This window comes from Streptococcus sp. HMSC034B03 (assembly GCF_001838575.1).
In the GTDB taxonomy this organism is placed as follows: Bacteria; Bacillota; Bacilli; order Lactobacillales; family Streptococcaceae; genus Streptococcus; species Streptococcus anginosus.
In genome coordinates, this window is record NZ_KV837626.1 from 58,347 (window position 1) to 77,493 (window position 19,147).

General features: G+C 39.4%; 25 protein-coding genes. 16 read left to right on the top strand and 9 right to left on the bottom strand.

The window, feature by feature from the left end:
• The 5 genes from HMPREF2634_RS09970 to HMPREF2634_RS09975 form a co-directional block, all read left to right on the top strand.
• Positions 1 to 240, top strand: a 240-nt coding sequence (locus HMPREF2634_RS09970) for a hypothetical protein (RefSeq protein WP_070836232.1), incomplete at its 5' end; no start/stop codon positions are given.
• A gap of 3 nt (positions 241 to 243) precedes the next feature.
• Positions 244 to 474: a hypothetical protein gene (locus tag HMPREF2634_RS02340; RefSeq protein WP_070836234.1), complete on the top strand. Its 231-nt coding sequence runs from the start codon at positions 244 to 246 to the stop codon at positions 472 to 474.
• Position 475: 1 nt separating this feature from the next.
• Positions 476 to 844: a hypothetical protein gene (locus tag HMPREF2634_RS02345; RefSeq protein WP_070836236.1), complete on the top strand. Its 369-nt coding sequence runs from the start codon at positions 476 to 478 to the stop codon at positions 842 to 844.
• A 14-nt stretch (positions 845 to 858) separates the two neighbouring features.
• Positions 859 to 1,191 carry a phage holin gene (locus HMPREF2634_RS02350; protein ID WP_070836238.1) on the top strand — a complete coding sequence of 111 codons (333 nt, stop codon included), beginning with the start codon at positions 859 to 861 and terminating at the stop codon, positions 1,189 to 1,191.
• Positions 1,192 to 1,193: 2 nt separating this feature from the next.
• Positions 1,194 to 2,003 (top strand): lytic exoenzyme target recognition domain-containing protein, encoded by an 810-nt coding sequence (locus HMPREF2634_RS09975; RefSeq protein ID WP_180363040.1) that lies wholly within the window; start codon positions 1,194 to 1,196, stop codon positions 2,001 to 2,003.
• 55 nt (positions 2,004 to 2,058) lie between these two features.
• On the opposite strand, the gene HMPREF2634_RS02360 is transcribed toward HMPREF2634_RS09975, so the two are convergent.
• The 8 genes from HMPREF2634_RS02360 to HMPREF2634_RS10135 form a co-directional block, all read right to left on the bottom strand.
• Positions 2,059 to 2,370 carry a hypothetical protein gene (locus tag HMPREF2634_RS02360; protein WP_142350293.1) on the bottom strand — a complete coding sequence of 104 codons (312 nt, stop codon included), beginning with the start codon at positions 2,368 to 2,370 and terminating at the stop codon, positions 2,059 to 2,061.
• Positions 2,360 to 2,542, bottom strand: a complete 183-nt coding sequence (locus HMPREF2634_RS02365; protein WP_070836242.1) for a hypothetical protein — start codon at positions 2,540 to 2,542, stop codon at positions 2,360 to 2,362. Before HMPREF2634_RS02365 ends, HMPREF2634_RS02360 begins: the two co-directional genes overlap by 11 nt.
• A 23-nt stretch (positions 2,543 to 2,565) precedes the next feature.
• Positions 2,566 to 2,907 carry a hypothetical protein gene (locus tag HMPREF2634_RS02370; protein WP_070836244.1) on the bottom strand — a complete coding sequence of 114 codons (342 nt, stop codon included), beginning with the start codon at positions 2,905 to 2,907 and terminating at the stop codon, positions 2,566 to 2,568.
• Between the two features lie 67 nt (positions 2,908 to 2,974).
• The gene (locus HMPREF2634_RS09980; RefSeq protein WP_158255652.1) at positions 2,975 to 3,142 is read right to left on the bottom strand and encodes a hypothetical protein; all 168 of its coding nucleotides are present in this window, start codon (positions 3,140 to 3,142) and stop codon (positions 2,975 to 2,977) included.
• A gap of 16 nt (positions 3,143 to 3,158) precedes the next feature.
• A complete protein-coding gene (locus tag HMPREF2634_RS02375; RefSeq protein ID WP_070836246.1) occupies positions 3,159 to 3,356 on the bottom strand; it encodes a hypothetical protein in 198 nt (65 codons plus the stop codon).
• A gap of 207 nt (positions 3,357 to 3,563) precedes the next feature.
• A complete protein-coding gene (locus tag HMPREF2634_RS02380) occupies positions 3,564 to 3,839 on the bottom strand; it encodes a hypothetical protein (RefSeq protein WP_070836248.1) in 276 nt (91 codons plus the stop codon).
• Positions 3,840 to 4,061: 222 nt separating this feature from the next.
• Complete coding sequence (locus tag HMPREF2634_RS02385; RefSeq protein WP_070836250.1) at positions 4,062 to 4,268, bottom strand: hypothetical protein; 207 nt, start codon at positions 4,266 to 4,268, stop codon at positions 4,062 to 4,064.
• Between the two features lie 155 nt (positions 4,269 to 4,423).
• Positions 4,424 to 4,555 carry a hypothetical protein gene (locus HMPREF2634_RS10135; protein WP_257361985.1) on the bottom strand — a complete coding sequence of 44 codons (132 nt, stop codon included), beginning with the start codon at positions 4,553 to 4,555 and terminating at the stop codon, positions 4,424 to 4,426.
• A 715-nt stretch (positions 4,556 to 5,270) separates the two neighbouring features.
• On the opposite strand from HMPREF2634_RS10135, the gene HMPREF2634_RS02390 reads away from it, so the two are divergent.
• Together HMPREF2634_RS02390 and HMPREF2634_RS02395 are read left to right on the top strand one after the other, a co-directional pair.
• The gene (locus HMPREF2634_RS02390; RefSeq protein WP_021002075.1) at positions 5,271 to 6,539 is read left to right on the top strand and encodes an MFS transporter; all 1,269 of its coding nucleotides are present in this window, start codon (positions 5,271 to 5,273) and stop codon (positions 6,537 to 6,539) included.
• A 65-nt stretch (positions 6,540 to 6,604) separates the two neighbouring features.
• Entirely contained in the window at positions 6,605 to 7,651 is a 1,047-nt protein-coding gene (locus HMPREF2634_RS02395) for an ArsR/SmtB family transcription factor (RefSeq protein WP_003026248.1), read from the top strand.
• A gap of 226 nt (positions 7,652 to 7,877) precedes the next feature.
• On the opposite strand, the gene pepF is transcribed toward HMPREF2634_RS02395, so the two are convergent.
• Positions 7,878 to 9,677, bottom strand: a complete 1,800-nt coding sequence (pepF, locus tag HMPREF2634_RS02400; protein ID WP_021002073.1) for an oligoendopeptidase F — start codon at positions 9,675 to 9,677, stop codon at positions 7,878 to 7,880.
• A 448-nt stretch (positions 9,678 to 10,125) separates the two neighbouring features.
• Between pepF and pnp the strand changes: the two genes are divergently transcribed.
• From pnp to HMPREF2634_RS02445, 9 genes are all read left to right on the top strand, one after another.
• A complete protein-coding gene (gene pnp, locus HMPREF2634_RS02405) occupies positions 10,126 to 12,306 on the top strand; it encodes a polyribonucleotide nucleotidyltransferase (protein ID WP_003026244.1) in 2,181 nt (726 codons plus the stop codon).
• Positions 12,307 to 12,355: 49 nt separating this feature from the next.
• Positions 12,356 to 12,940, top strand: coding sequence for a serine O-acetyltransferase (gene cysE / locus HMPREF2634_RS02410; protein ID WP_003026242.1), 585 nt, complete (start codon positions 12,356 to 12,358; stop codon positions 12,938 to 12,940).
• Between the two features lie 70 nt (positions 12,941 to 13,010).
• Positions 13,011 to 14,354, top strand: a complete 1,344-nt coding sequence (gene cysS / locus HMPREF2634_RS02415; protein WP_004224193.1) for a cysteine--tRNA ligase — start codon at positions 13,011 to 13,013, stop codon at positions 14,352 to 14,354.
• A complete protein-coding gene (locus HMPREF2634_RS02420) occupies positions 14,347 to 14,751 on the top strand; it encodes a Mini-ribonuclease 3 (protein WP_003026238.1) in 405 nt (134 codons plus the stop codon). The genes cysS and HMPREF2634_RS02420 overlap by 8 nt, the downstream gene beginning before the upstream one ends.
• Complete coding sequence (locus HMPREF2634_RS02425; RefSeq protein WP_004224191.1) at positions 14,738 to 15,610, top strand: helix-turn-helix domain-containing protein; 873 nt, start codon at positions 14,738 to 14,740, stop codon at positions 15,608 to 15,610. The genes HMPREF2634_RS02420 and HMPREF2634_RS02425 overlap by 14 nt, the downstream gene beginning before the upstream one ends.
• 111 nt (positions 15,611 to 15,721) lie before the next feature.
• Positions 15,722 to 16,852 (top strand): ABC transporter ATP-binding protein, encoded by a 1,131-nt coding sequence (locus HMPREF2634_RS02430; protein ID WP_003026236.1) that lies wholly within the window; start codon positions 15,722 to 15,724, stop codon positions 16,850 to 16,852.
• A 144-nt stretch (positions 16,853 to 16,996) separates the two neighbouring features.
• Entirely contained in the window at positions 16,997 to 17,725 is a 729-nt protein-coding gene (gene rlmB, locus HMPREF2634_RS02435; RefSeq protein ID WP_021002072.1) for a 23S rRNA (guanosine(2251)-2'-O)-methyltransferase RlmB, read from the top strand.
• Positions 17,722 to 18,246 carry an NYN domain-containing protein gene (locus tag HMPREF2634_RS02440; RefSeq protein WP_022526580.1) on the top strand — a complete coding sequence of 175 codons (525 nt, stop codon included), beginning with the start codon at positions 17,722 to 17,724 and terminating at the stop codon, positions 18,244 to 18,246. Before rlmB ends, HMPREF2634_RS02440 begins: the two co-directional genes overlap by 4 nt.
• Positions 18,236 to 19,105 (top strand): DegV family protein, encoded by an 870-nt coding sequence (locus HMPREF2634_RS02445; RefSeq protein ID WP_003026231.1) that lies wholly within the window; start codon positions 18,236 to 18,238, stop codon positions 19,103 to 19,105. The genes HMPREF2634_RS02440 and HMPREF2634_RS02445 overlap by 11 nt, the downstream gene beginning before the upstream one ends.
• Positions 19,106 to 19,147 lie beyond the last annotated feature (42 nt).

Below are 19,147 nucleotides of genomic sequence, written 5' to 3' on the forward strand. Positions count from 1 at the left end.
ATTCGTTTTAAAAATGATACGGATGACTACTACATTTATAAGGAAACACAAAAGCGTCCTGCAATTGTAGGTGGTAAGCGTAAGTTGGTAGAAGTTCCGCTTGTGTGGGCGTTTGATAGATACAACAATTCTATCACAACCTTTAAATTTACAAATATGTTTGACAAGAATTTCTACATTATGAAATTTGACGAAGCGGGCGAACCAATCTGGGATGATCCAACAAAGAAAAAGGAGTAGTATATGGCACCAGACGTCATAAATGCGGTCGTGACGATTAGCGCTTCGTTGATTGGCACATTCGGCGGGATTATTACTAGTGCTAAGATAACCACTTTTCGGATTCAGGAGTTAGAGAAAAAGGTGGAAAAGCATAATAGCGTAGTAGAGCGAACTTATCGCTTAGAGGAAAGAACGAATTACCTTGATGAGCAAATTGACAAGCTCGAAAACAAAATCGAAAAGGAGAAATAAGATGACAAAACTAACAGAAGTAGCAGAAGGGAATTTCAATTTTGGGTTTGGAACGAAATTATATTTGGCACGAGATGAAGAAGGAGAGGTTCGCGCTCATATTTCTAAAAGTGCAACTCAACGTTGGGACGATGGTCAATTTACATTGTCCGAAAGAATCCCCGAAGGATTTAAACCGGCGCACGCTGTAACGTTTACAGCTAAGGTTATTCATCAGAATAAAATTCATCCACAAGCAACAGTAGATCTTGTATTTATGCCGGACGGACGGGTATTTACTAGTGGAAAAAATATTCACCAAATTCCGACACCTGTTCAGCTGGTAGGTGAAGTAACTTATATTATTGGCGCAAGTCAATTTGATAAATAAAAAGGAGACAAATAATGAATAAAATTAACTGGAAAATCCGTTTTACTAAAAAGAACAAAGCATTTGTTACTAGGGTATTCGTAGCAGTATTTATTCCTATTCTTACATATTATGGACTTAAAGTTAATGATATTACAAGTTGGAATGTGTTGTTTGATTTGATGGCGAAAGCATTTTCTAATCCATTCATCTTGGTAATGTCAATCTTTAACTTCATTAATATCATTCCCGATCCTACAACATCAGGATTTGGTGATTCTGAGCAAGCATTAGGATACGATACTGTAAAGGATGACAAAGATAAAGAAAATACAGAAAAGCAAACAGAAACAGAAAAAGGAGAATAAACATGAGTAGAATTGAATCAAGTATCGCAGAGATGCGCAGGTTGCAAGCAACTCCTGTGTATTATGACATGGGCGATCGTTACGGCAATGACGCAGACAGAGACGGACGAGTTGAGTATGATTGCTCTAGCGCGGTCAGTAAAGCGGTCGGATTGAGCCTTAATAACAACACAGAGACGCTGAAGAGCAATTTGCCTACAATTGGGTACAATTGCGTTTATGATGGCGTGGATGGTTCTATCGATTTCGAGCGTGGTGACGTGGTGATTTGGGGCCCTCGTGATAGCTCTAGTTCGCTTGGCGCATTTGGTCACGTTATGATTATGATAAGTCCAACAACTATGATCCATTGTAATTACGGCTATGACGGCGTGACCGAAAACGACTACAACCAAATCTGGGAAATCAACGGACGACCTCGCGAAACCGTCTACCGTTTAAACGCACAAGCGCAGGCTACACCAACTCAATCACAAGCAAGTAGCAAGTTAAAGGTTTATCAAGTAAACGACTTGCAATTTGTTAACGGCATTTGGCAAGTTCGTTGTGATGACCTCTGCCCAGTTGACTTTGACTGGACAGACAATGGCATTGATGTTGCAGACATCGACATCACAGACGCAAGCGGCAATGTGATTAGCGACCAAGAGACGAAAGTAGGTAGCTATTTTGTCATAAATCCTAATAAAGTTGTCTCTGACGGTGAGGGAGCTTATGGCTCTGGTAGTTATTATTGGCGGCATATCACCCTCGCAGCGAGCGGACAAATTTGGCTCTCAGTTTGGGACACTAACCATTTGCTGCATGGATAAAATCTCTTTTAAATAAAACAAGTAAACCCTAGCTTTTGCTAGGGTCTTTTTTATTTCAATTTATCAGTTCTAAAATTTCTTGCTTTATTTTGTCATCGTGCGGATAGTACCTAGCCGATAACTTAAAATGTCCGTCAGTATCAAGGATTACGGCAATTTTGCGATAGCCTTTCACAAAATATATTGTAGGATGTTTCTTCCATTGTGTGACTTTACCCGATTCAATCAGCGCCTGAGCTTTTTGTGAAATTTCTGTATTTTCGATTTGCGCGGCAGCTGCTTCTAACTCTGCTACTCTCTTCTTGTATTTTCTAATAGTAGCGGCAGTATAGGACATTTCTCCTTTTTCGTATTTCTCAATTTGCATAGTAGGCTAAAAATGTTTGTAGCATAGGTTGGTCGCCGCTTGCTTCTAATGCATTGTAATAATCATCAAATTCTTCAAATTCAAATAGTGCGCTCATCACCTTATCAAGATATTGTTCAGCATTTTTGTAGTTAGTACCATAAATTTCATTTATTTCTTGGATTATTCTCATGATCTTATACCTCTTTTATTCAACTATTCGACAGGTACGCTAAATATTTCTTCTTCGTCGTCTTCAAACAAATCAGCAATTCCTAATCTTTCTTGTTCTTTGCGAACCCGCTCTGCATCTTCTTTTGTCCAAACAAAAAGGGAAGCGATTAAGTCATTGTCATGCGCTTTAAGTTTTTCGATTCTATCTTTGAGCTTGCTGATTTCTTTATCAATATCTTCTTGAGTGACGGCTTCGCCTGCCACCAGACCAGTATATTCTCCCATTTCATTCATTTTTAGCTCATTTAAGAAAATATAGATTTGCTTTTCGATTTCTTGTTCGCTTACTGCATAAACTTTGTTGTATTTTGTTACTTTAATCATTTTGTTTTCTCCTTTCAATGACTAGAAAGCTTGTCAAGCTTTCTAGTCGTATTCTATTTAGCATCTTTTATTTTTCAAGCAATCCCGAAACGTGATAATCTAATTTTTCGTTGTACTCGTATAGCTGGTTTATTTGCTGTTGTAGTTCTTGATTTTTCTTTTCAAGTTGATAAAATCCAAATGCAATAGTAAGCGTGATAATGATTGTTGTAATGATAATGATTGATTTTTTCATGATGTTCACCTGCTGTCTAGTCAAGCCACACAATGCCATTGTCGACGTGTCCAATTTGTTTCATTTTGAATTCGCGTTCTCCGGCTGGCGCCATGCCACGAGCTTCAATGCTGATGTCGCCGTCTCTGTCTTCCCAAATGTCAACCATATCCGGTTCAATTTCTATTTCCTTGAGGATTTCCAAGATTTCTTGTTCTGTATGTTGTTTAATCATTTTATTTTTCTCCTTTTCTTCCTTTTACATTTTTAAAAATTTGATTGCTTCTTCAGCATCGTCTTTAAAAAAGAAGAAGTTATAAATATCTTGTTTTGAGGTTTCTTCTTCTGCATTATCTTCGTTTTTGTAGAGCTTTTTAAAAACCGAGTCATCTTGTTTTCATTTTGTTTACCTCATTTTCTTAACTGTTTAAAGGGATTGTATTTAAGCGTATTTTCTATTTGTAATGTTGTAAGTTTCTTCTAACTCTTTCCACATGTCAGAAAGAATGCCATTATAGTCTTGTTCAATGTTTTTGTCTGTCATAGTAAACTCGTCTACTGTTATGTGCTCTATTTTATAATAAGATCCTCTATCGTCTTTATATTCAACCTCATACACATCATATACTTTAATAGTGTATGTTAATGTAAAACCGTTTAAATCAAAATCGTAATCACGTTTAACAAATATTTTATTTCCTGTTTTTTGCGCAGTCATAACATACCTTCTTTCTTTGCGAGGTACGAAAAAACGTACCTATTTGACTCAACAGGCACGCTATGGTATACTATGTATACAGCGCTCTATTGAGTGTTGGACGGCTTGTTACACTATCGCTTTGGTCGGTTGAGAGTGTAGCAAGTTTTTTTATTTCGTAAGGTCTATCTCAACCTTACGAATTAAGTATATCATAATCTAAATATTATGTCAATACTTTTTTTAAAATTTTTTTAAATTTTTTTCGATAAGCTTTGAAAGCTCTGTTAAATCTTCCTTTGTGGCTAGATTTCTAATAAATCCGCGAGCGTTTGAACGTCTGCTCAAATAATTTTTATGCTCTTTATTTTTTTCAGCCCAGCGCCGATTAGCGGCGGCCTGCTGCTCTTTGGTTGCGTAACCTTTGCGTTTCTCTTTTTCTTCTATCATGTCTTCCTCTTCTTTCTGCTAAATTAACATAGCTATAATTTTAAGCAAGATAGCAATAACTAATAATATGATGATTATATTGTATTTATTTCTCATTGCATTTCACCTATATTTTTTGATATAATATAGGGTGTAGGGGCTCTCGCCCCTTCGCCCTACTTGAGTTTAAGCAACAAATCTAACAACTTATCAATGACTTCTAATATAGCTAGTATCAGTAGTAGCTTGATAGTGATGTGTTCTTGTCGCTTAGACTCTTTTTGTTTGCGTTTTTCCAAACGCTTCATATCATTCTCCTTTCTATTTTTTGGCAAGGTATTTATCAACCTCACAATATAAGTATAACATAATCTAAATATTATGTCAATACTTTTATTCAAATTTTTTTAAAAATATTTTGCAACCTCTCGCGAATTCAACAGTATCAAGCGTTTAACTCATCTAATTATTTTTTAGATGAGTTATTTTTTTGCGTTTTCTTCTATTAAATAGTAAAAAAGAGCTGATGACCTGCGAGCGATCGAAAAATATAAATTAACAAAATATTTGCTTTACATCAATTGTAAACCTAAAATAAAATAGGTGTACGAAAGAGCAGGGGCGTGCGCTTAAAATTCGGAAAATACCCCACCAAATTTTGAACGGGGCTATGTTTGTTCGTGATTAAAGAACGCTGCCCTCTTCTGTGCAAAAAATTCCCTTTTTGAAATTTTTGAGATGACAAGAAAGGGTTTACACCAATGATTTTCTTGTTTTAAACAATAAAAAAAGACCTTGTCCAGATAGGTCGTAAGAATGGCGGGGACAGTACCCTTAAAGTATTGATACTACAAGGTTTATGTTTTAGGTGCCTGAAAACTTTTAGTCACTAGGATACTTAAAAGAGATTCTTGAGGATTCTAATAAAACTAAAAATAAAGTATTTACTTATTTAAAATTAAGTGTATAATTATGTTTAACAAAAATTAAGCAATAATTTAATAAAAAGAAAGTGGATATGAAATGAAACGAATATTGCAAAATAAACTGTTTATGGGAACTTTCATCTCGGATATGTTGTCTAATTTTGGAGATGTACTCTATTATTTGGCTTTAATGAATTATATTTTGCTATTGCCAGAAGCAAAATTTGCAATCTCTTTAGTGACTTTATCTGAAAGTTTGCCTTTTCTGACGATGATTTTCATGGGCATGTGTGGCGATCGTACTAAGAAGAAAGTAGATATGATTTTGGTGACGCTTCTGTTTCGGACAGGACTGTATCTGCTCATTGGTCTGGCTATGGGCTTTCAGCCAGCTTTATGGGTAGTGATTTTAGCTGTATTGGTCAATCTTTTATCTGATCTAGCTGGTCAATATGAAGATGCTTTGCATATACCACTCAGCCTTCGTATTATTCCAATGGAAGATCGTGAAGCCATGTATGCCTTTCGTCAAGGAGCAAGCTCTATCCTAAAGATTCTCTTTCAATCCAGTGGAGCAATTTTAGCTGGGCTGATGAGTTATCAACACCTCGCATTTTTTAATGCTGGAACTTTTGTAGTTAGTGCTTTGATAATGCTGATACTTCGTCCCAGTTTAAATAATCTGCTCAAAGATAATCCAATTCATTCTTCTGTTGAGAATCGTGAGGAAGAGAGACATTTTATTAAAAATACATGGAATAGTTTGCAGCAATCTTATCAAACTGTTCAGAATATCTCCATCTTAAAGACTTCTATTTTCACTATTGCTGGTTTAAATGCTGTGTTTGCAGCAGAGAATGCACTGCTCCTCCTAAATATGAAAGAAAATCCCAGTTTTGCATTTATCAATCCAGCCACAACTATAGCAACCGTTACAGTTGTAACTTTGATAGGAAATATTTTGGGGAGTGTTTTGGTAACGACCGTATTAAAAAAAGTAAGTATGGAGTTTTTGCTGAAGATTTCCGTATTCATGCCTCCTGCTCTCTTTATTGGTTTTTTACTCCACAGTATTTATATTATTTTCTTGGTGAATTTTTTGACAATGGTTATCGTAGGCATTTTTCAGCCGAAGATGAATGCTTTTATCATTTCATCGCTTCCTGAGGAGCATTTGGCGACAATCAGTGCGGGGATTAGTAGTTTTTGCACATTAGGCTTAGTTCTTTGTCAAATGCTAGTAGCAGTTTTGGTAACGTTCTTGTCATCAGCCCAAATTGCTTTCTTATTTTTAATATTATCATCAATTTTATTCTTTTATACACTGAAAGTGCCCAGAAAAAATGCTAAACAAGTGATGCAATAGCTTTCCAAACAGTTTACTTGTTAGGGTGAATTTGATAAGATAACACTAAAGAAGGAGTAAAGATAATGGTGGAAGTACAGTATTCAGAACAAGCAAGTGATTTAATGGAGCAGTTTTCTCTATCTACTCTGATACAGGATAGAAGAGAGACTATCGAAAGTTTTAGTGGCAAAGAGCGTGAGCTTTTTAAAGATGTTTTTCCTGTGATGGAGGAGCTTCGCCTTTTGTTTCAACCTTATAAGGAAAAAATGGAAACGTATTATTTGACTGGTTATGGAATCACCTTGCTACAAAGTTGCTATTTGGAGATGGTAGATAAGGGGCTGACGCCCAAATCTGTTGAAGCGGTACATGCCTACTGTTTGCAGCTAGATGCCGAAGCGATAAGAGAACAGCTAAAAGATCTCTTAAACACAGGTCCTGAGCACATGGCTAAAAGTGGAGATTTTTGGGATTATTTAGAAGCATCATCTATTAAATCAGAAACTAAGTGGTATTTCAGTCAATTTTATCGGAAACCACTTGAAGCTATGAAAGAGTTAATAGAATTGTCTCGGGAACTTATTCCGCTTTACCAGCCTTACTTGGAAAAAAGTGCTGCTGAACGTAGAGCTTATGCGGCATCCTTTTCATTGGAGAATACCATTGCAGAGTCTGCTAGTCTATCTCATTTTGATTGGAATTTTAAAGAAAATCAATTTATTAGGCTTTATGTTGTCAGTCCATGGGTGGTGCAGTTTGTATCTTATTTTAGTGAAACAGAACCGAGTGAGAGCCATTATTTTATCGTTTCTTGCCGCATTGATCAATTACTTAAAAGTGGAACAGAACTGGATATGGATACGTTTGCCGCAGTTCTCAAGGTACTTAGTGATAGCACACGCTATAATGTTATGGTAGAATTAGCTAAACCGTATGCAAAGAGCAAACGGATTGCTGAAGAGTTAGATATTACTGGAGCAGCAGTTTCTTTTCATACTCAAAAGCTCATCAATGCAAAACTCCTGCTTTTTAACCGTGACCATAAAGATGTGAAATATGATGTAAATAAAAGTTTACTTAGAGAAATCATTGCCAAGCTGACGAGTGACTTTGGCTTGGAAGAAAAGTGAACAGAAAGATCTTTAGATTAGTTACAGACGAAAAAAGAGGCTGGGACAAAAGTCCTTAACCTCGTCGATTTTTATGAGTTTCTTGCAAGTTGCAGTGGTTGAGTGGGCTCTATGCGGTTGATAAATCAACCTTTACAGCCTACTCAACTGTGCGGGGGTGGGACGACAAAATCAAATTTCTTCGAAATTACCGATTTTTGTCCCACTCCCTTTTGAATAGTTTCTGTTATTCTTCCAATTCTTCGCTGTATGCAATAATCTGATCAACTGTGTCTGACAAGAATTGGATGGTATCACGGAGTGGTTTATCAGTAGAAATATCTGCACCGATGATGCGAGCTGACTCAAGAGGCGTTTTGCTTCCGCCGGATTTGAGGAAGTTGAGCCAATCGCGGGCTCCATTTTCAGAATTTTTCAAATGAAGATAACCAGCAGTTGAGATAACGAGACCTGCAGAATAGGTATAACTATACAGTCCCATGTAATAGTGACTTTGCCGCATCCAAGTGAGCGCAGCATCGTCATCAATTTCCACCGCATCACCCCAGAATTCGGTCAGAACTTCTTTCATGATACTGTTCAGTTTAGCAGCACCAAAAGTTTCACCAGCTTCAATCAGATTGTAAACACGGCGTTGGAAAGCTGCTTCCAGGAGGTGAGTAATGAAGTTATGGAAGTAAGTGTCGGTTAGGCGGTGAGCCAAAGCAAAGCGTTTTTGACGTGGATTATCAAATTGATGCTCTAAATAGTCACTAAGCAGCAGCTCATTAAAAGTAGAAGGAGCTTCTACATAATAAGTTGACATGTGGGTATTAAAGTAGCTTTGGCTGTTGTCTGAGAAGATAAATTGACCAGAGTGACCAATTTCATGAATCAGAGTATATACATCACTCATACGACCCGTCCAGCTCATGAGCACATAAGGGTGCACACGATAAGGGTCAGTTGCATAGCCTCCGGAGTCCTTGCCGGCATTAGCTGCAAAATCCACCCAGCGCTCTTTTTGATAATTGGCAATTTCGCGCGTGTATTCTTCTCCAAGCGGAGCAACGGATTTCATTACTAGTTCGTAAGCGTCGTCAATAGTGACATCAGGATTGAGTGCGCTATCCAAGTCCAATTTCCAATCTGCAAAGGTCATTTTTTCAAGACCGTTGATTTTAGCAACGTGTTTGAGGAACTTTTGTGCAACAGGGGCGAATTCTGTCATGATGAGGTCAATTTGCCGGTCAAACATAGAACGGTCTACCTCTTGCTCAGCCAAAAGATAGTCAAAGACAGAGTCATATCCCCGCATATCAGCAATCAGCTTTTCAGATTTCACTTGAGCCAGATAAGTTGCAGCAGCAGTATGTTGATGTTTGCGAAGTCCAGCTGAGAAAGAACGGAAAGACTTTTCGCGTACATCGGCGTTTTCGTGATTTTGGTAAAAATTTTCATAGCTGATAAAGCTATTCTTATAAACTTTTCCGTCTACTTCAAAATCCTCCATGGCAAAATCACCTGCCCTCATTTTGGTGTAAATGTCTTGTGGGCTGTAAAAAACTTCACTAAGATTTGTCAGAGCCTTTTCGACATCAGCACCTACATAGTGAGCTTTTTGAATTTTTGCTTGACGAATTGCAGCAGTCAAATGCGGTAGTTGTCCGAGACGGTCGAGTACTTTTTCATCGGCATTTACCAAAGCTGCGTCAAAGAAGCTAAGCGCAACGCTGGCTTCTGTTTCAAAATCTGTACCAGCTTGCGCAATCTGTGCAAAGCTTTCATCACCGTAGTCCGTTGTTTGCGGCATAAAGCTGTAGTTGCCAATATGGCTTCTTTGAATGTAGATTTGCTCCAATTCAGCAAAAGCCTTTTCAAAATCCTCGAAAGTATGGAGGTTATCCTTATAATCACGTGTGAATTGGTTAATGTCCTCACGCGTTTTTTCAATCGCACGCAAGAAGTCCTCTCGGTCTTGATAGAGGGCTGTTAAGTCCCACAGTTCATTTTCTGGAAATTCAGAACGTTGTTTTTGTTCAACCATAAATCTATTTCTCCTTGTCATTAACTTTCTTCTAGTATAGCAGAAAAACGCAATAAATAGACAGCATTTCAAAAATTATCACTAAATTCTCAAAAATTCTTGGTAAAAAGCTGTTTTAAGGCTTTTTCTTTTAGTTGAAAATATGATAAAATAAGGTTTATACGTGCTTGATACAAAGATGAGGATTTAAAGGCTTATTAGGGACAATCCTTGTTTATTTCAAAAGTACAGCAGATGAACATTGTGAGCGTTTAACGAGATTTGCGACAGGAACTTGTTAAATCGGTATTATTTGGCAAGAGGCTTTGACTTAGCAAGGCATTTAGCGATTAGCGTAAACTGATTAGGTACTAAGTACCAATCAATTTTAATGCTTTGTATCTTGATCTTTGTAGGCAAGACGTATAAAAAAATTAGAAATTGAGTATAAGCTCAACGAGGAATATATATGACAAAGCAAGTATTTAAAACTACTTTTGCTGGTAAAGACTTGGTAGTTGAAACAGGTCAAGTGGCAAAACAGGCAAACGGTAGCGTAGTGGTGCGCTATGGTGAAAGCACTGTTCTGACGGCAGCCGTCATGTCAAAGAAAATGGCGACTGGTGATTTCTTCCCACTTCAAGTCAATTATGAAGAAAAGATGTATGCAGCTGGGAAATACCCTGGCGGATTTAACAAACGTGAAGGTCGTCCTTCGACAGATGCGACTTTGACAGCTCGCTTGATTGACCGTCCAATTCGTCCGATGTTTGCGGACGGTTTCCGCAATGAAGTGCAGGTTATCAATACGGTTCTTTCTTATGATGCAGACGCTTCGGCACCTATGGCAGCCATGTTTGGTTCATCTCTTGCTTTGTCAATCTCAGACATTCCTTTTAACGGTCCAATTGCTGGCGTGCAGGTCGGCTATGTCAATGGAGAATTGGTCATCAATCCAAGTCAAGAACAAAAAGAAGCTTCTTTACTGGAATTAACTGTTGCAGGAACCAAAGAAGCAATTAACATGGTTGAGTCTGGTGCCAAAGAATTGTCAGAAGAGCTAATGTTGGAAGCCCTTCTAAAAGGTCACGAAGCAGTTAAAGAATTGATTGCTTTCCAAGAAGAAATCGTGGCAGCAGTTGGAAAAGAAAAAGCAGAAGTTGAGCTTCTTCGTGTGGATGAAGAATTGCAAACAGAAATTGTAGCAGGCTATAATGCCGATCTTCAAAAAGCCGTTCAGGTAGAAGAAAAATTAGCTCGTGAAGCCGCAACTCAAGCTGTTAAAGACGAAGTTATAGCCCTTTACGAAGAAAAATATGCTGAGCATGAAGAATTTGACCGCATCATGCGTGATGTGGCTGAAATTTTAGAGCAAATGGAACATGCAGAAGTACGGCGTTTAATTACTGAGGACAAGATTCGTCCAGATGGTCGTAAGGTAGATGAAATTCGTCCATTGGATGCTGAAATTGACTATCTGCCGCGCGTGCATGGCTCTGGTCTCTTTACTCGTGGGCAAACGCAGGCTTTATCTGTCTTGACCTTGGCACCGATGGGCGAAACACAAATCGTTGACGGTTTAGATCCAGAATACAAGAAACGCTTTATGCACCACTACAACTTTCCACAATACTCTGTAGGAGAAACGGGTCGTTATGGTGCACCAGGTCGTCGTGAAATCGGTCATGGAGCTCTTGGTGAACGTGCACTTGCGCAAGTTCTCCCTAGTCTAGAAGAGTTTCCTTATGCTATCCGTTTGGTAGCAGAAGTTCTTGAGTCAAATGGTTCATCTTCACAAGCCTCGATTTGTGCTGGGACACTTGCTCTCATGGCCGGTGGGGTACCAATTAAAGCGCCTGTAGCCGGAATCGCTATGGGGCTCATTTCAGATGGTAGCAACTACACGATTTTAACAGATATTCAAGGCTTAGAAGACCATTTCGGAGATATGGATTTCAAGGTGGCCGGTACACGTGAAGGAATTACTGCTCTTCAAATGGATATCAAGATTGAAGGAATTACTGCTGAAATCTTGCAAGAAGCATTGGCTCAAGCTAAAAAAGCACGTTTTGAAATTTTAGATTTGATTGAACGTACAATTCCAGCTCCTCGTCCAGAACTCGCTCCAACCGCTCCAAAAATTGATACAATCAAGATTGATGTTGATAAAATTAAGATTGTCATCGGTAAAGGCGGTGAAACGATTGACAAGATTATCGCAGAAACAGGTGTCAAGATTGACATTGACGAAGAAGGAAATGTTTCTATTTACTCTAGCGATCAAGATGCGATTAACCGTGCCAAAGAAATCATTGCAGCTCTTGTGCGTGAAGCAAAAGTAGATGAAGTTTATCATGCCAAAGTGGTTCGGATTGAGAAATTCGGTGCTTTTGTCAATCTCTTTGACAAGACAGATGCCTTGGTGCACATCTCAGAAATGGCTTGGACGCGTACTAATAAGGTTGAAGATTTGGTACAACTTGGTGATGAAGTAGATGTCAAAATCATCAAGATTGATGAAAAAGGTCGTGTGGATGCTTCTATGAAAGCATTGCTTCCGCGCCCTCCTAAAGAGGATAAGGAGAAAAAACATCATCATAAAACGCATAAAGAGCATAAAGCTGTTCAAGAAGAAAAGTCGCAAGACTAGACAGGTTGCTAAGTGTTTGCCTTCAGTCTAAAGCTAGAAAGGAGTCATCATGGGTTGGTGGAAAGAGACGATAGATATTGTAAAAGAAAATGATCCGGCAGCTCGCTCCTCACTTGAGGTGCTGTTGACTTATCCTGGGATTAAGGCTTTGGCTGCTCACCGACTTTCTCACTTTCTGTGGAATCATGGATGTAAACTTTTAGCTCGGATGCATAGCCAATTTTGGCGCTTTTGGACTCAGATTGAGATTCATCCGGGGGCACAGATTGCTTCAGGTGTCTTTATTGACCACGGGAGTGGTTTAGTGATTGGCGAGACGGCCATTGTAGAAAAAGGAGTGATGCTCTATCATGGTGTCACTCTTGGAGGCACAGGGAAAGATTGTGGGAAACGTCATCCGACGGTTCGTCAAGGTGCGCTTATTTCAGCTCATGCGCAACTAATCGGTCCGATTGAAATCGGTGAAAATGCAAAGGTCGGCGCTGCTGCGGTTGTTGTGGCAGATGTTCCTAGTGATGTGACTGTTGTCGGTATACCAGCTAAAATTGTCCGTGTACACGGTCAAAAAGATGCTCCAACGATTAAGAATTTAGAAGAAATCCGCGAAGAAAGTTATTATTCATCTAAGTTGTAGATACTATTCTCAAAAATAGCACTTGAACCAAAAGTTAGTTTCCACTTAATAGAAAGAATGAAGTTAGAATATGATCAAAATTTATGATACTATGACCCGCAGTCTGCGTAAATTTGTCCCTCTGGAAGAGGGCAAGGTCAAGATGTATGTCTGCGGGCCGACCGTTTATAACTATATCCATGTCGGCAATGCTCGCTCCACCGCTGCTTTTGACACGATTCGGCGCTATTTTGAGTATCGTGGGTATGAGGTGGCTTATATTTCTAATTTCACCGATGTGGACGATAAAATTATCAATCGAGCTAAGGAAGAGGGGATCACACCTCAGGAAGTGGCAGACAAGTACATTGCGGCTTTTCGGGAAGATGTGACGGCGCTGGGGGTTCAACCAGCGACCCAGCACCCGCGCGTAGTGGACTACATGACGGACATCATTGATTTTGTACAGGTCTTGGTGGACAAAGGATTTGCCTATGAGTCAGAGGGTGATGTCTATTTTCGAGTGGAAAAGTCTCACAATTATGCCAAACTAGCTAACAAAACCTTGGCTGACTTAGAGTTAGGCGCTTCTGGTCGGACAGATGAAGAAACGGCCCGCAAGGAAAATCCTGTTGACTTTGCTCTTTGGAAGGCTGTTAAACCCGGTGAAATCTTCTGGGACAGCCCTTGGGGGCCTGGTCGTCCAGGCTGGCATATTGAATGTTCCGTCATGGCGACAGAAATTCTGGGAGATACGATTGATATTCATGGTGGCGGAGCTGATTTAGAATTTCCGCACCATACTAATGAAATCGCTCAATCAGAAGCTAAAACTGGAAAGACTTTTGCCAACTACTGGATGCACAATGGCTTTGTCAATATTGATGATGTCAAGATGTCTAAGTCTCTGGGGAATTTCATTACCGTTCACGACGCCCTTAAAACCATTGATGGGCAGGTACTGCGTTTCTTCTTTGCAACCCAATACTACCGCAAGCCTATCAATTTCACAGAAAAAGCCGTCCACGATGCGGAAGTGAATCTGAAATATCTGAAAAATACCTACGAGCAACCCTTTACGGGAACGGTTGACCTGACAGAATTGCAGGCTTTTCTGGATAAATTCACCGCTGCAATGGACGAAGATTTCAATGCAGCAAATGGGATTACAGTCGTTTTTGAATTGGCTAAGTGGATTAATTCTGGTCATTACAGTCAAGAAGTAAAAACAGCTTTTGCTGAGCTTCTGCAAGTTTTTGGTATTGTCTTTACAGCAGAAGTACTGGATGCGGATATTGAAGCCTTGATTGAGCAGCGCCAAGCTGCGCGTGTTGCCAAGGACTTTGCAACAGCTGATAAAATCCGTGATGAATTGGCAGCTAAAGGGATCAAGCTTTTAGATACCAAGGACGGAGTGAGGTGGATCCGTGATTGATGTCAATCTTATAAATGGTATTGCCTTGGCTTTTGAAGGCGATGCTATCTACTCAACTTATATCCGCCGTCACTTGATTTTCCAAGGCTTGACAAAACCGAACCAGTTACACAGAGAAGCAACCAAGTATGTGTCGGCTCGTGCGCAAGCTAATCTCATTTCGCAAATGTTGGAAGAAAAAATTCTGACAGAAAAGGAAGAAGACATTTATAAGCGTGGACGCAATGCCAATAGCCATACTAAAGCTAAAAACGCAGATATTGTAACCTATCGTATGTCGACAGGTTTTGAAGCCGTTCTGGGATATTTACACATGACCGATCAAATCAAGCGTTTAGAAGAGCTGATTGATTGGTGTATTGTGAGAGTGGAGGGCGCACATCATGACAAAAACTGATCTTTTAGAGTGGTTTCCTCAAGGGAGGCTTCAATCCAATCCAAATGCAAAAGAGGATGAAGTGGCAATTCCCATTTCAAGTAATCAATGGTTGTTATTAAAAAAAAGCAGTCTGACAGAGCGAGAGCAAGAACTTATTTCTTTACTGACTGGGAAAGACTCTGCATTTGATGGTGGACCTTGGTATGATTATTTGGTTCATAACCGTGGCAAAATGCCTCAAAACGTTCAAAAGCTACAGTTCGTCCATTGTCATTTATTCCATTATGAAAATGAAACGATTGGGTCTTGGTTGGAAATGATGCGAACCATACTGCCCAATAGAATAGCAGATTTTCAGCTGTCCTCTCAGGATTACATCTTTGTGCTGGATCAAACGCAATTAGTCCCTGTAAAAGATGTCCTCCGTGATACTTTATCGGCTATCGAATATGACTTTAGCTTAACTCTGACGATTCAAATCGGGCAAATTTGGCCTCTAATTTTTAAAGAAAGTTATTCAGAACTTTTTCAAGCGGAACATGCTCTTTTCGTCAAATGGTGGGAGCAGGTTCAACATTCCAATGTGCATTCTTTTTCCCAACTCTTTTTGTGGGGGATTGGTCAAAAGGATTTCATATTGCCAATTTTAACGAAGAAACTTCATCAATTGATTGAAAGTCAGGATCAGCTCGTTGATATTATTGCAGCTTTGTGGGAAAATACGGCAGTTGTGACAAAAGCTGCCCAGCAGTTGTATATTCATCGGAACACCTTACAGTATCACATTGATAAATGGGAAGAATTGACGGGTTTACAGCTGAAAGACCTGACAGATTTGACCCTGTGTTACCAGATTGTCATCAATGATTTAGTGTAATGTTTTGTGCATCCTGCACAAAACATTTTTTTTTATTTTGTTCACTTTGCCATAGGATAATGAAGCGTTTTCATATATAATAAAATCATAATAACAAAGGAGTTCCATCTTATGGTAGAATTAAATTTAAAAAACATTTACAAAAAATATCCAAACAGCGAACACTACTCTGTAGAAGATTTCAACTTGAATATTAAAGATAAAGAATTTATCGTTTTCGTAGGACCTTCAGGCTGTGGGAAATCTACTACACTTCGTATGATTGCTGGTCTTGAAGATATTACAGAAGGTGAATGTTCAATTGACGGGCGCGTGGTGAACGACGTAGCGCCAAAAGACCGTGATATTGCTATGGTTTTCCAAAACTATGCTTTGTATCCACATATGACCGTGCACGACAATATGGCTTTTGGTTTGAAGCTTCGTAAATACAGCAAGGATGATATTGAAAAACGTGTAAATGAAGCAGCGGACATTCTTGGTTTGAAAGAATTCTTGGATCGTAAACCAGCTGACCTTTCAGGTGGTCAACGTCAACGTGTAGCCATGGGACGTGCTATTGTTCGTGATGCAAAAGTATTCCTTATGGACGAACCACTTTCTAACTTGGATGCGAAATTGCGGGTATCTATGCGTGCAGAAATCGCTAAAATCCACCGTCGTATTGGGGCAACCACTATCTATGTTACCCATGACCAAACAGAAGCAATGACTTTGGCTGATCGTATCGTTATCATGTCTGCAACAAAGAATCCTTCAGGAACGGGGACAATTGGACGTATAGAACAAATCGGTACCCCACAAGAAGTTTACAAAAACCCAGTCAATAAATTTGTTGCAGGCTTTATCGGAAGCCCAGCGATGAACTTCATCAATGTAACTTTGAAAGGTGATGAAATTGTAGCACAAGACCTTTCTCTGAAAGTACCAGAAGGTGCCTTGAAGGTACTTCGTGAAAAAGGCTATGAAGGCAAGAAACTCATTTTTGGTATTCGTCCAGAAGACATCAATACAGAAGCTGCTTTCCTTGAAACCTTCCCAGATTCAGTAGTACATGCTAAAATCTCTGTATCTGAATTGCTTGGTTCTGAATCTCATTTGTATTGCCAAATTGCAGATAATGAATTTATTGCCAAAGTAGACGCTCGTGATTACCTCAAAGCTGGAGCAGGTATTGACCTTGGCTTTGACTTGAACAAAGCACACTTCTTTGATCCAGAAACAGAAAAGACAGTTTACTAATTTACAACGCCTCTAGAATAAATTAATAAGAAAATGCAGGATGCCTTGTTTTATGCAAGACTCCTGCGTTTTTTTATAGAAGTTAACTATAAGGTGATTTATAAATAAGAAGAAGCATTTTAAATTTTATGTTATACTAAAGTTATGGAAAATAACGATATTGTTTACGGCGTACATGCTGTGACGGAAGCTCTCATGACCAATACTGGAAATAAACTCTATATTCAAGATGACCTACGTGGGAAAAATGTTGCTAAGATGAAAGATTTGGCAGCAGAAAAAAAGGTTTCCATTTCTTGGACTACCAAAAAAATACTACAAGAAATGACAGATGGTGCCGTTCATCAAGGTTTTGTCTTGCGTGTTTCAGAATTTGCTTATACGGATTTTGAGGCGATGTTGAAAATGGCAACTCAGGAAGACAATCCTCTCTTGCTCATTTTAGATGGTCTAACAGATCCGCATAATTTAGGCTCTATTTTACGGACGGCTGATGCGACAAATGTTACAGGTGTCATTATTCCTAAGCATCGAGCGGTTGGTGTCACGCCGGTCGTCGCCAAGACCTCTACTGGTGCGGTGGAGCATATTCCTATTGCTCGTGTGACCAATCTTAGTCAAACTCTGGATAAACTAAAACATGCAGGTTTTTGGATTTTTGGCACGGATATGAATGGTACGCCGTCTACTAAGTGGAATACAGCAGGGAAATTAGCTCTGATTATCGGCAATGAAGGCAAGGGCATTTCTGCTAATATTAAAAAGCAAGTAGATGAAATGATTACCATTCCTATGAATGGACATGTTCAGAGCCTCAATGCCAGTGTGGCAGCAGCCATTCTCATGTATGAAGTATTTAGAAATCGCCTATGAAACGAAAAATTTTATTAGTAGACGGCTATAATATGGTAGCATTTTGGCAGGAGACTCGTTCTTTATTTAACAAAGGTGAATTAGATGCAGCACGAACCATTCTGCTTAACAAACTCAGTAATTACGCCAGTTTTGAACAGTTGGAAATTATCTGTGTGTTTGATGCGCAGTATATGCCGGGAGTTCGCCAGACTTATGATGAATTCAATGTTACGGTTGTGTTTACTGAGGAAGAAGAAACAGCAGACGATTACATTGAGCGTTTGGCAACTGATCTCAACAATCCTAGAAATCAGGTATCTGTGGCAACGAGCGACTTAAATGAGCAGTGGACTGTCTTTGCTCAAGGGGCTTTGCGTGTTTCGGCTCGTGAACTAGAAAAACGAGTAGCTGTTACAAAGTCGGATCTGAATCAAATGAGTCAACAGCTTCAAATGGGAAAACCACCTTTGCGTCCTATGGACAATCCAACCTTGCGCGATTTACAGAAAATGATGGAGAAAAAGAAAGATGACTTTTAAAATTTTAACGGATTCAACCGCAGACCTTCCAGAAAGCTGGGCTTTGGAAAATGATGTTCAAATCCTTGGCTTGACTATTCAGTTGGACGGGACAACTTATGAAACGGTCGGGGATAAGAAACTGACGAGTGAGCAGCTCCTCTCTAAAATGGAAGCAGGCAGTCAACCAACAACTAGCCAAATCAATGTTGGTCAGTTTGAAGATATATTTCGTGGTTACGCTGAAATCGGTATGCCCGTTCTTTATATTGCGTTTGCTTCAGTCTTGTCAGGAACTTACCAAAGTGCGGTTATGGCACGGGATATGGTTCTGGAAGATTTTCCAGAAGCGGTTATCCGGATTATTGATACCAAGGCGGCATCTATGGGAGAAGGTATTCTGGTGATGAAAGCGGTGGAAGCGAAAGCTGCCGGTCAAAGTTTGGAACAAGTAGTAGCCTTAATAAAATCTTTAGTGCCAAAAGTGAAAACGTATTTTCTAGTAGATGACTTAAATCACCTCATGCGGGGAGGACGAATTTCAAAGACTGCAGCTCTTATGGGAAGTTTAGTCAATATTAAGCCAGTAATTGCAGTTAAGGGAGATGGAAGGCTGGATTCTGTGGCTAAAGTCCGTGGGAAGAAAAAGGCTCAAACTGAGGTGGTGCGCATGACCTTGGAAGATATTGCCGATCCGCGCGTGGTAATTGCCTATGCAGGAGCAGACAGCCAAGAGGTGGCTCAAGTCTTAAAAAATCAGCTTCTTGCCTCTGAGCAAGTCAATGAAGTTTTAATTTTACCATTAGGACCAGTCATTTCCACTCACACGGGTCCTGGAACTTTGGGACTATTCAGTATTGCCCATGAAAATCAAGATTAAGCGAAATGAAACCGTTCTTTCATAAATAATTTATCAAATATA

Coding starts and splice junctions, on each gene's coding strand:
- HMPREF2634_RS02360 (WP_142350293.1), bottom strand. CDS start 2,370: ATGCAAATTGAGAAATACGAAAAAGGAGAAATGTCCTATACTGCCGCT.
- HMPREF2634_RS02445 (WP_003026231.1), top strand. CDS start 18,236: ATGACTTTTAAAATTTTAACGGATTCAACCGCAGACCTTCCAGAAAGC.
- HMPREF2634_RS02395 (WP_003026248.1), top strand. CDS start 6,605: ATGGTGGAAGTACAGTATTCAGAACAAGCAAGTGATTTAATGGAGCAG.
- HMPREF2634_RS02350 (WP_070836238.1), top strand. CDS start 859: ATGAATAAAATTAACTGGAAAATCCGTTTTACTAAAAAGAACAAAGCA.
- HMPREF2634_RS09980 (WP_158255652.1), bottom strand. CDS start 3,142: ATGAAAAAATCAATCATTATCATTACAACAATCATTATCACGCTTACT.
- HMPREF2634_RS02345 (WP_070836236.1), top strand. CDS start 476: ATGACAAAACTAACAGAAGTAGCAGAAGGGAATTTCAATTTTGGGTTT.
- HMPREF2634_RS02385 (WP_070836250.1), bottom strand. CDS start 4,268: ATGATAGAAGAAAAAGAGAAACGCAAAGGTTACGCAACCAAAGAGCAG.
- cysS (WP_004224193.1), top strand. CDS start 13,011: ATGATCAAAATTTATGATACTATGACCCGCAGTCTGCGTAAATTTGTC.
- HMPREF2634_RS02425 (WP_004224191.1), top strand. CDS start 14,738: ATGACAAAAACTGATCTTTTAGAGTGGTTTCCTCAAGGGAGGCTTCAA.
- HMPREF2634_RS02340 (WP_070836234.1), top strand. CDS start 244: ATGGCACCAGACGTCATAAATGCGGTCGTGACGATTAGCGCTTCGTTG.
- HMPREF2634_RS02375 (WP_070836246.1), bottom strand. CDS start 3,356: ATGATTAAACAACATACAGAACAAGAAATCTTGGAAATCCTCAAGGAA.
- HMPREF2634_RS02365 (WP_070836242.1), bottom strand. CDS start 2,542: ATGAGAATAATCCAAGAAATAAATGAAATTTATGGTACTAACTACAAA.
- HMPREF2634_RS02430 (WP_003026236.1), top strand. CDS start 15,722: ATGGTAGAATTAAATTTAAAAAACATTTACAAAAAATATCCAAACAGC.
- cysE (WP_003026242.1), top strand. CDS start 12,356: ATGGGTTGGTGGAAAGAGACGATAGATATTGTAAAAGAAAATGATCCG.
- HMPREF2634_RS09975 (WP_180363040.1), top strand. CDS start 1,194: ATGAGTAGAATTGAATCAAGTATCGCAGAGATGCGCAGGTTGCAAGCA.
- HMPREF2634_RS02380 (WP_070836248.1), bottom strand. CDS start 3,839: ATGACTGCGCAAAAAACAGGAAATAAAATATTTGTTAAACGTGATTAC.
- HMPREF2634_RS10135 (WP_257361985.1), bottom strand. CDS start 4,555: ATGAAGCGTTTGGAAAAACGCAAACAAAAAGAGTCTAAGCGACAAGAA.
- rlmB (WP_021002072.1), top strand. CDS start 16,997: ATGGAAAATAACGATATTGTTTACGGCGTACATGCTGTGACGGAAGCT.
- pepF (WP_021002073.1), bottom strand. CDS start 9,677: ATGGTTGAACAAAAACAACGTTCTGAATTTCCAGAAAATGAACTGTGG.
- HMPREF2634_RS02390 (WP_021002075.1), top strand. CDS start 5,271: ATGAAACGAATATTGCAAAATAAACTGTTTATGGGAACTTTCATCTCG.
- HMPREF2634_RS02370 (WP_070836244.1), bottom strand. CDS start 2,907: ATGATTAAAGTAACAAAATACAACAAAGTTTATGCAGTAAGCGAACAA.
- HMPREF2634_RS02440 (WP_022526580.1), top strand. CDS start 17,722: ATGAAACGAAAAATTTTATTAGTAGACGGCTATAATATGGTAGCATTT.
- pnp (WP_003026244.1), top strand. CDS start 10,126: ATGACAAAGCAAGTATTTAAAACTACTTTTGCTGGTAAAGACTTGGTA.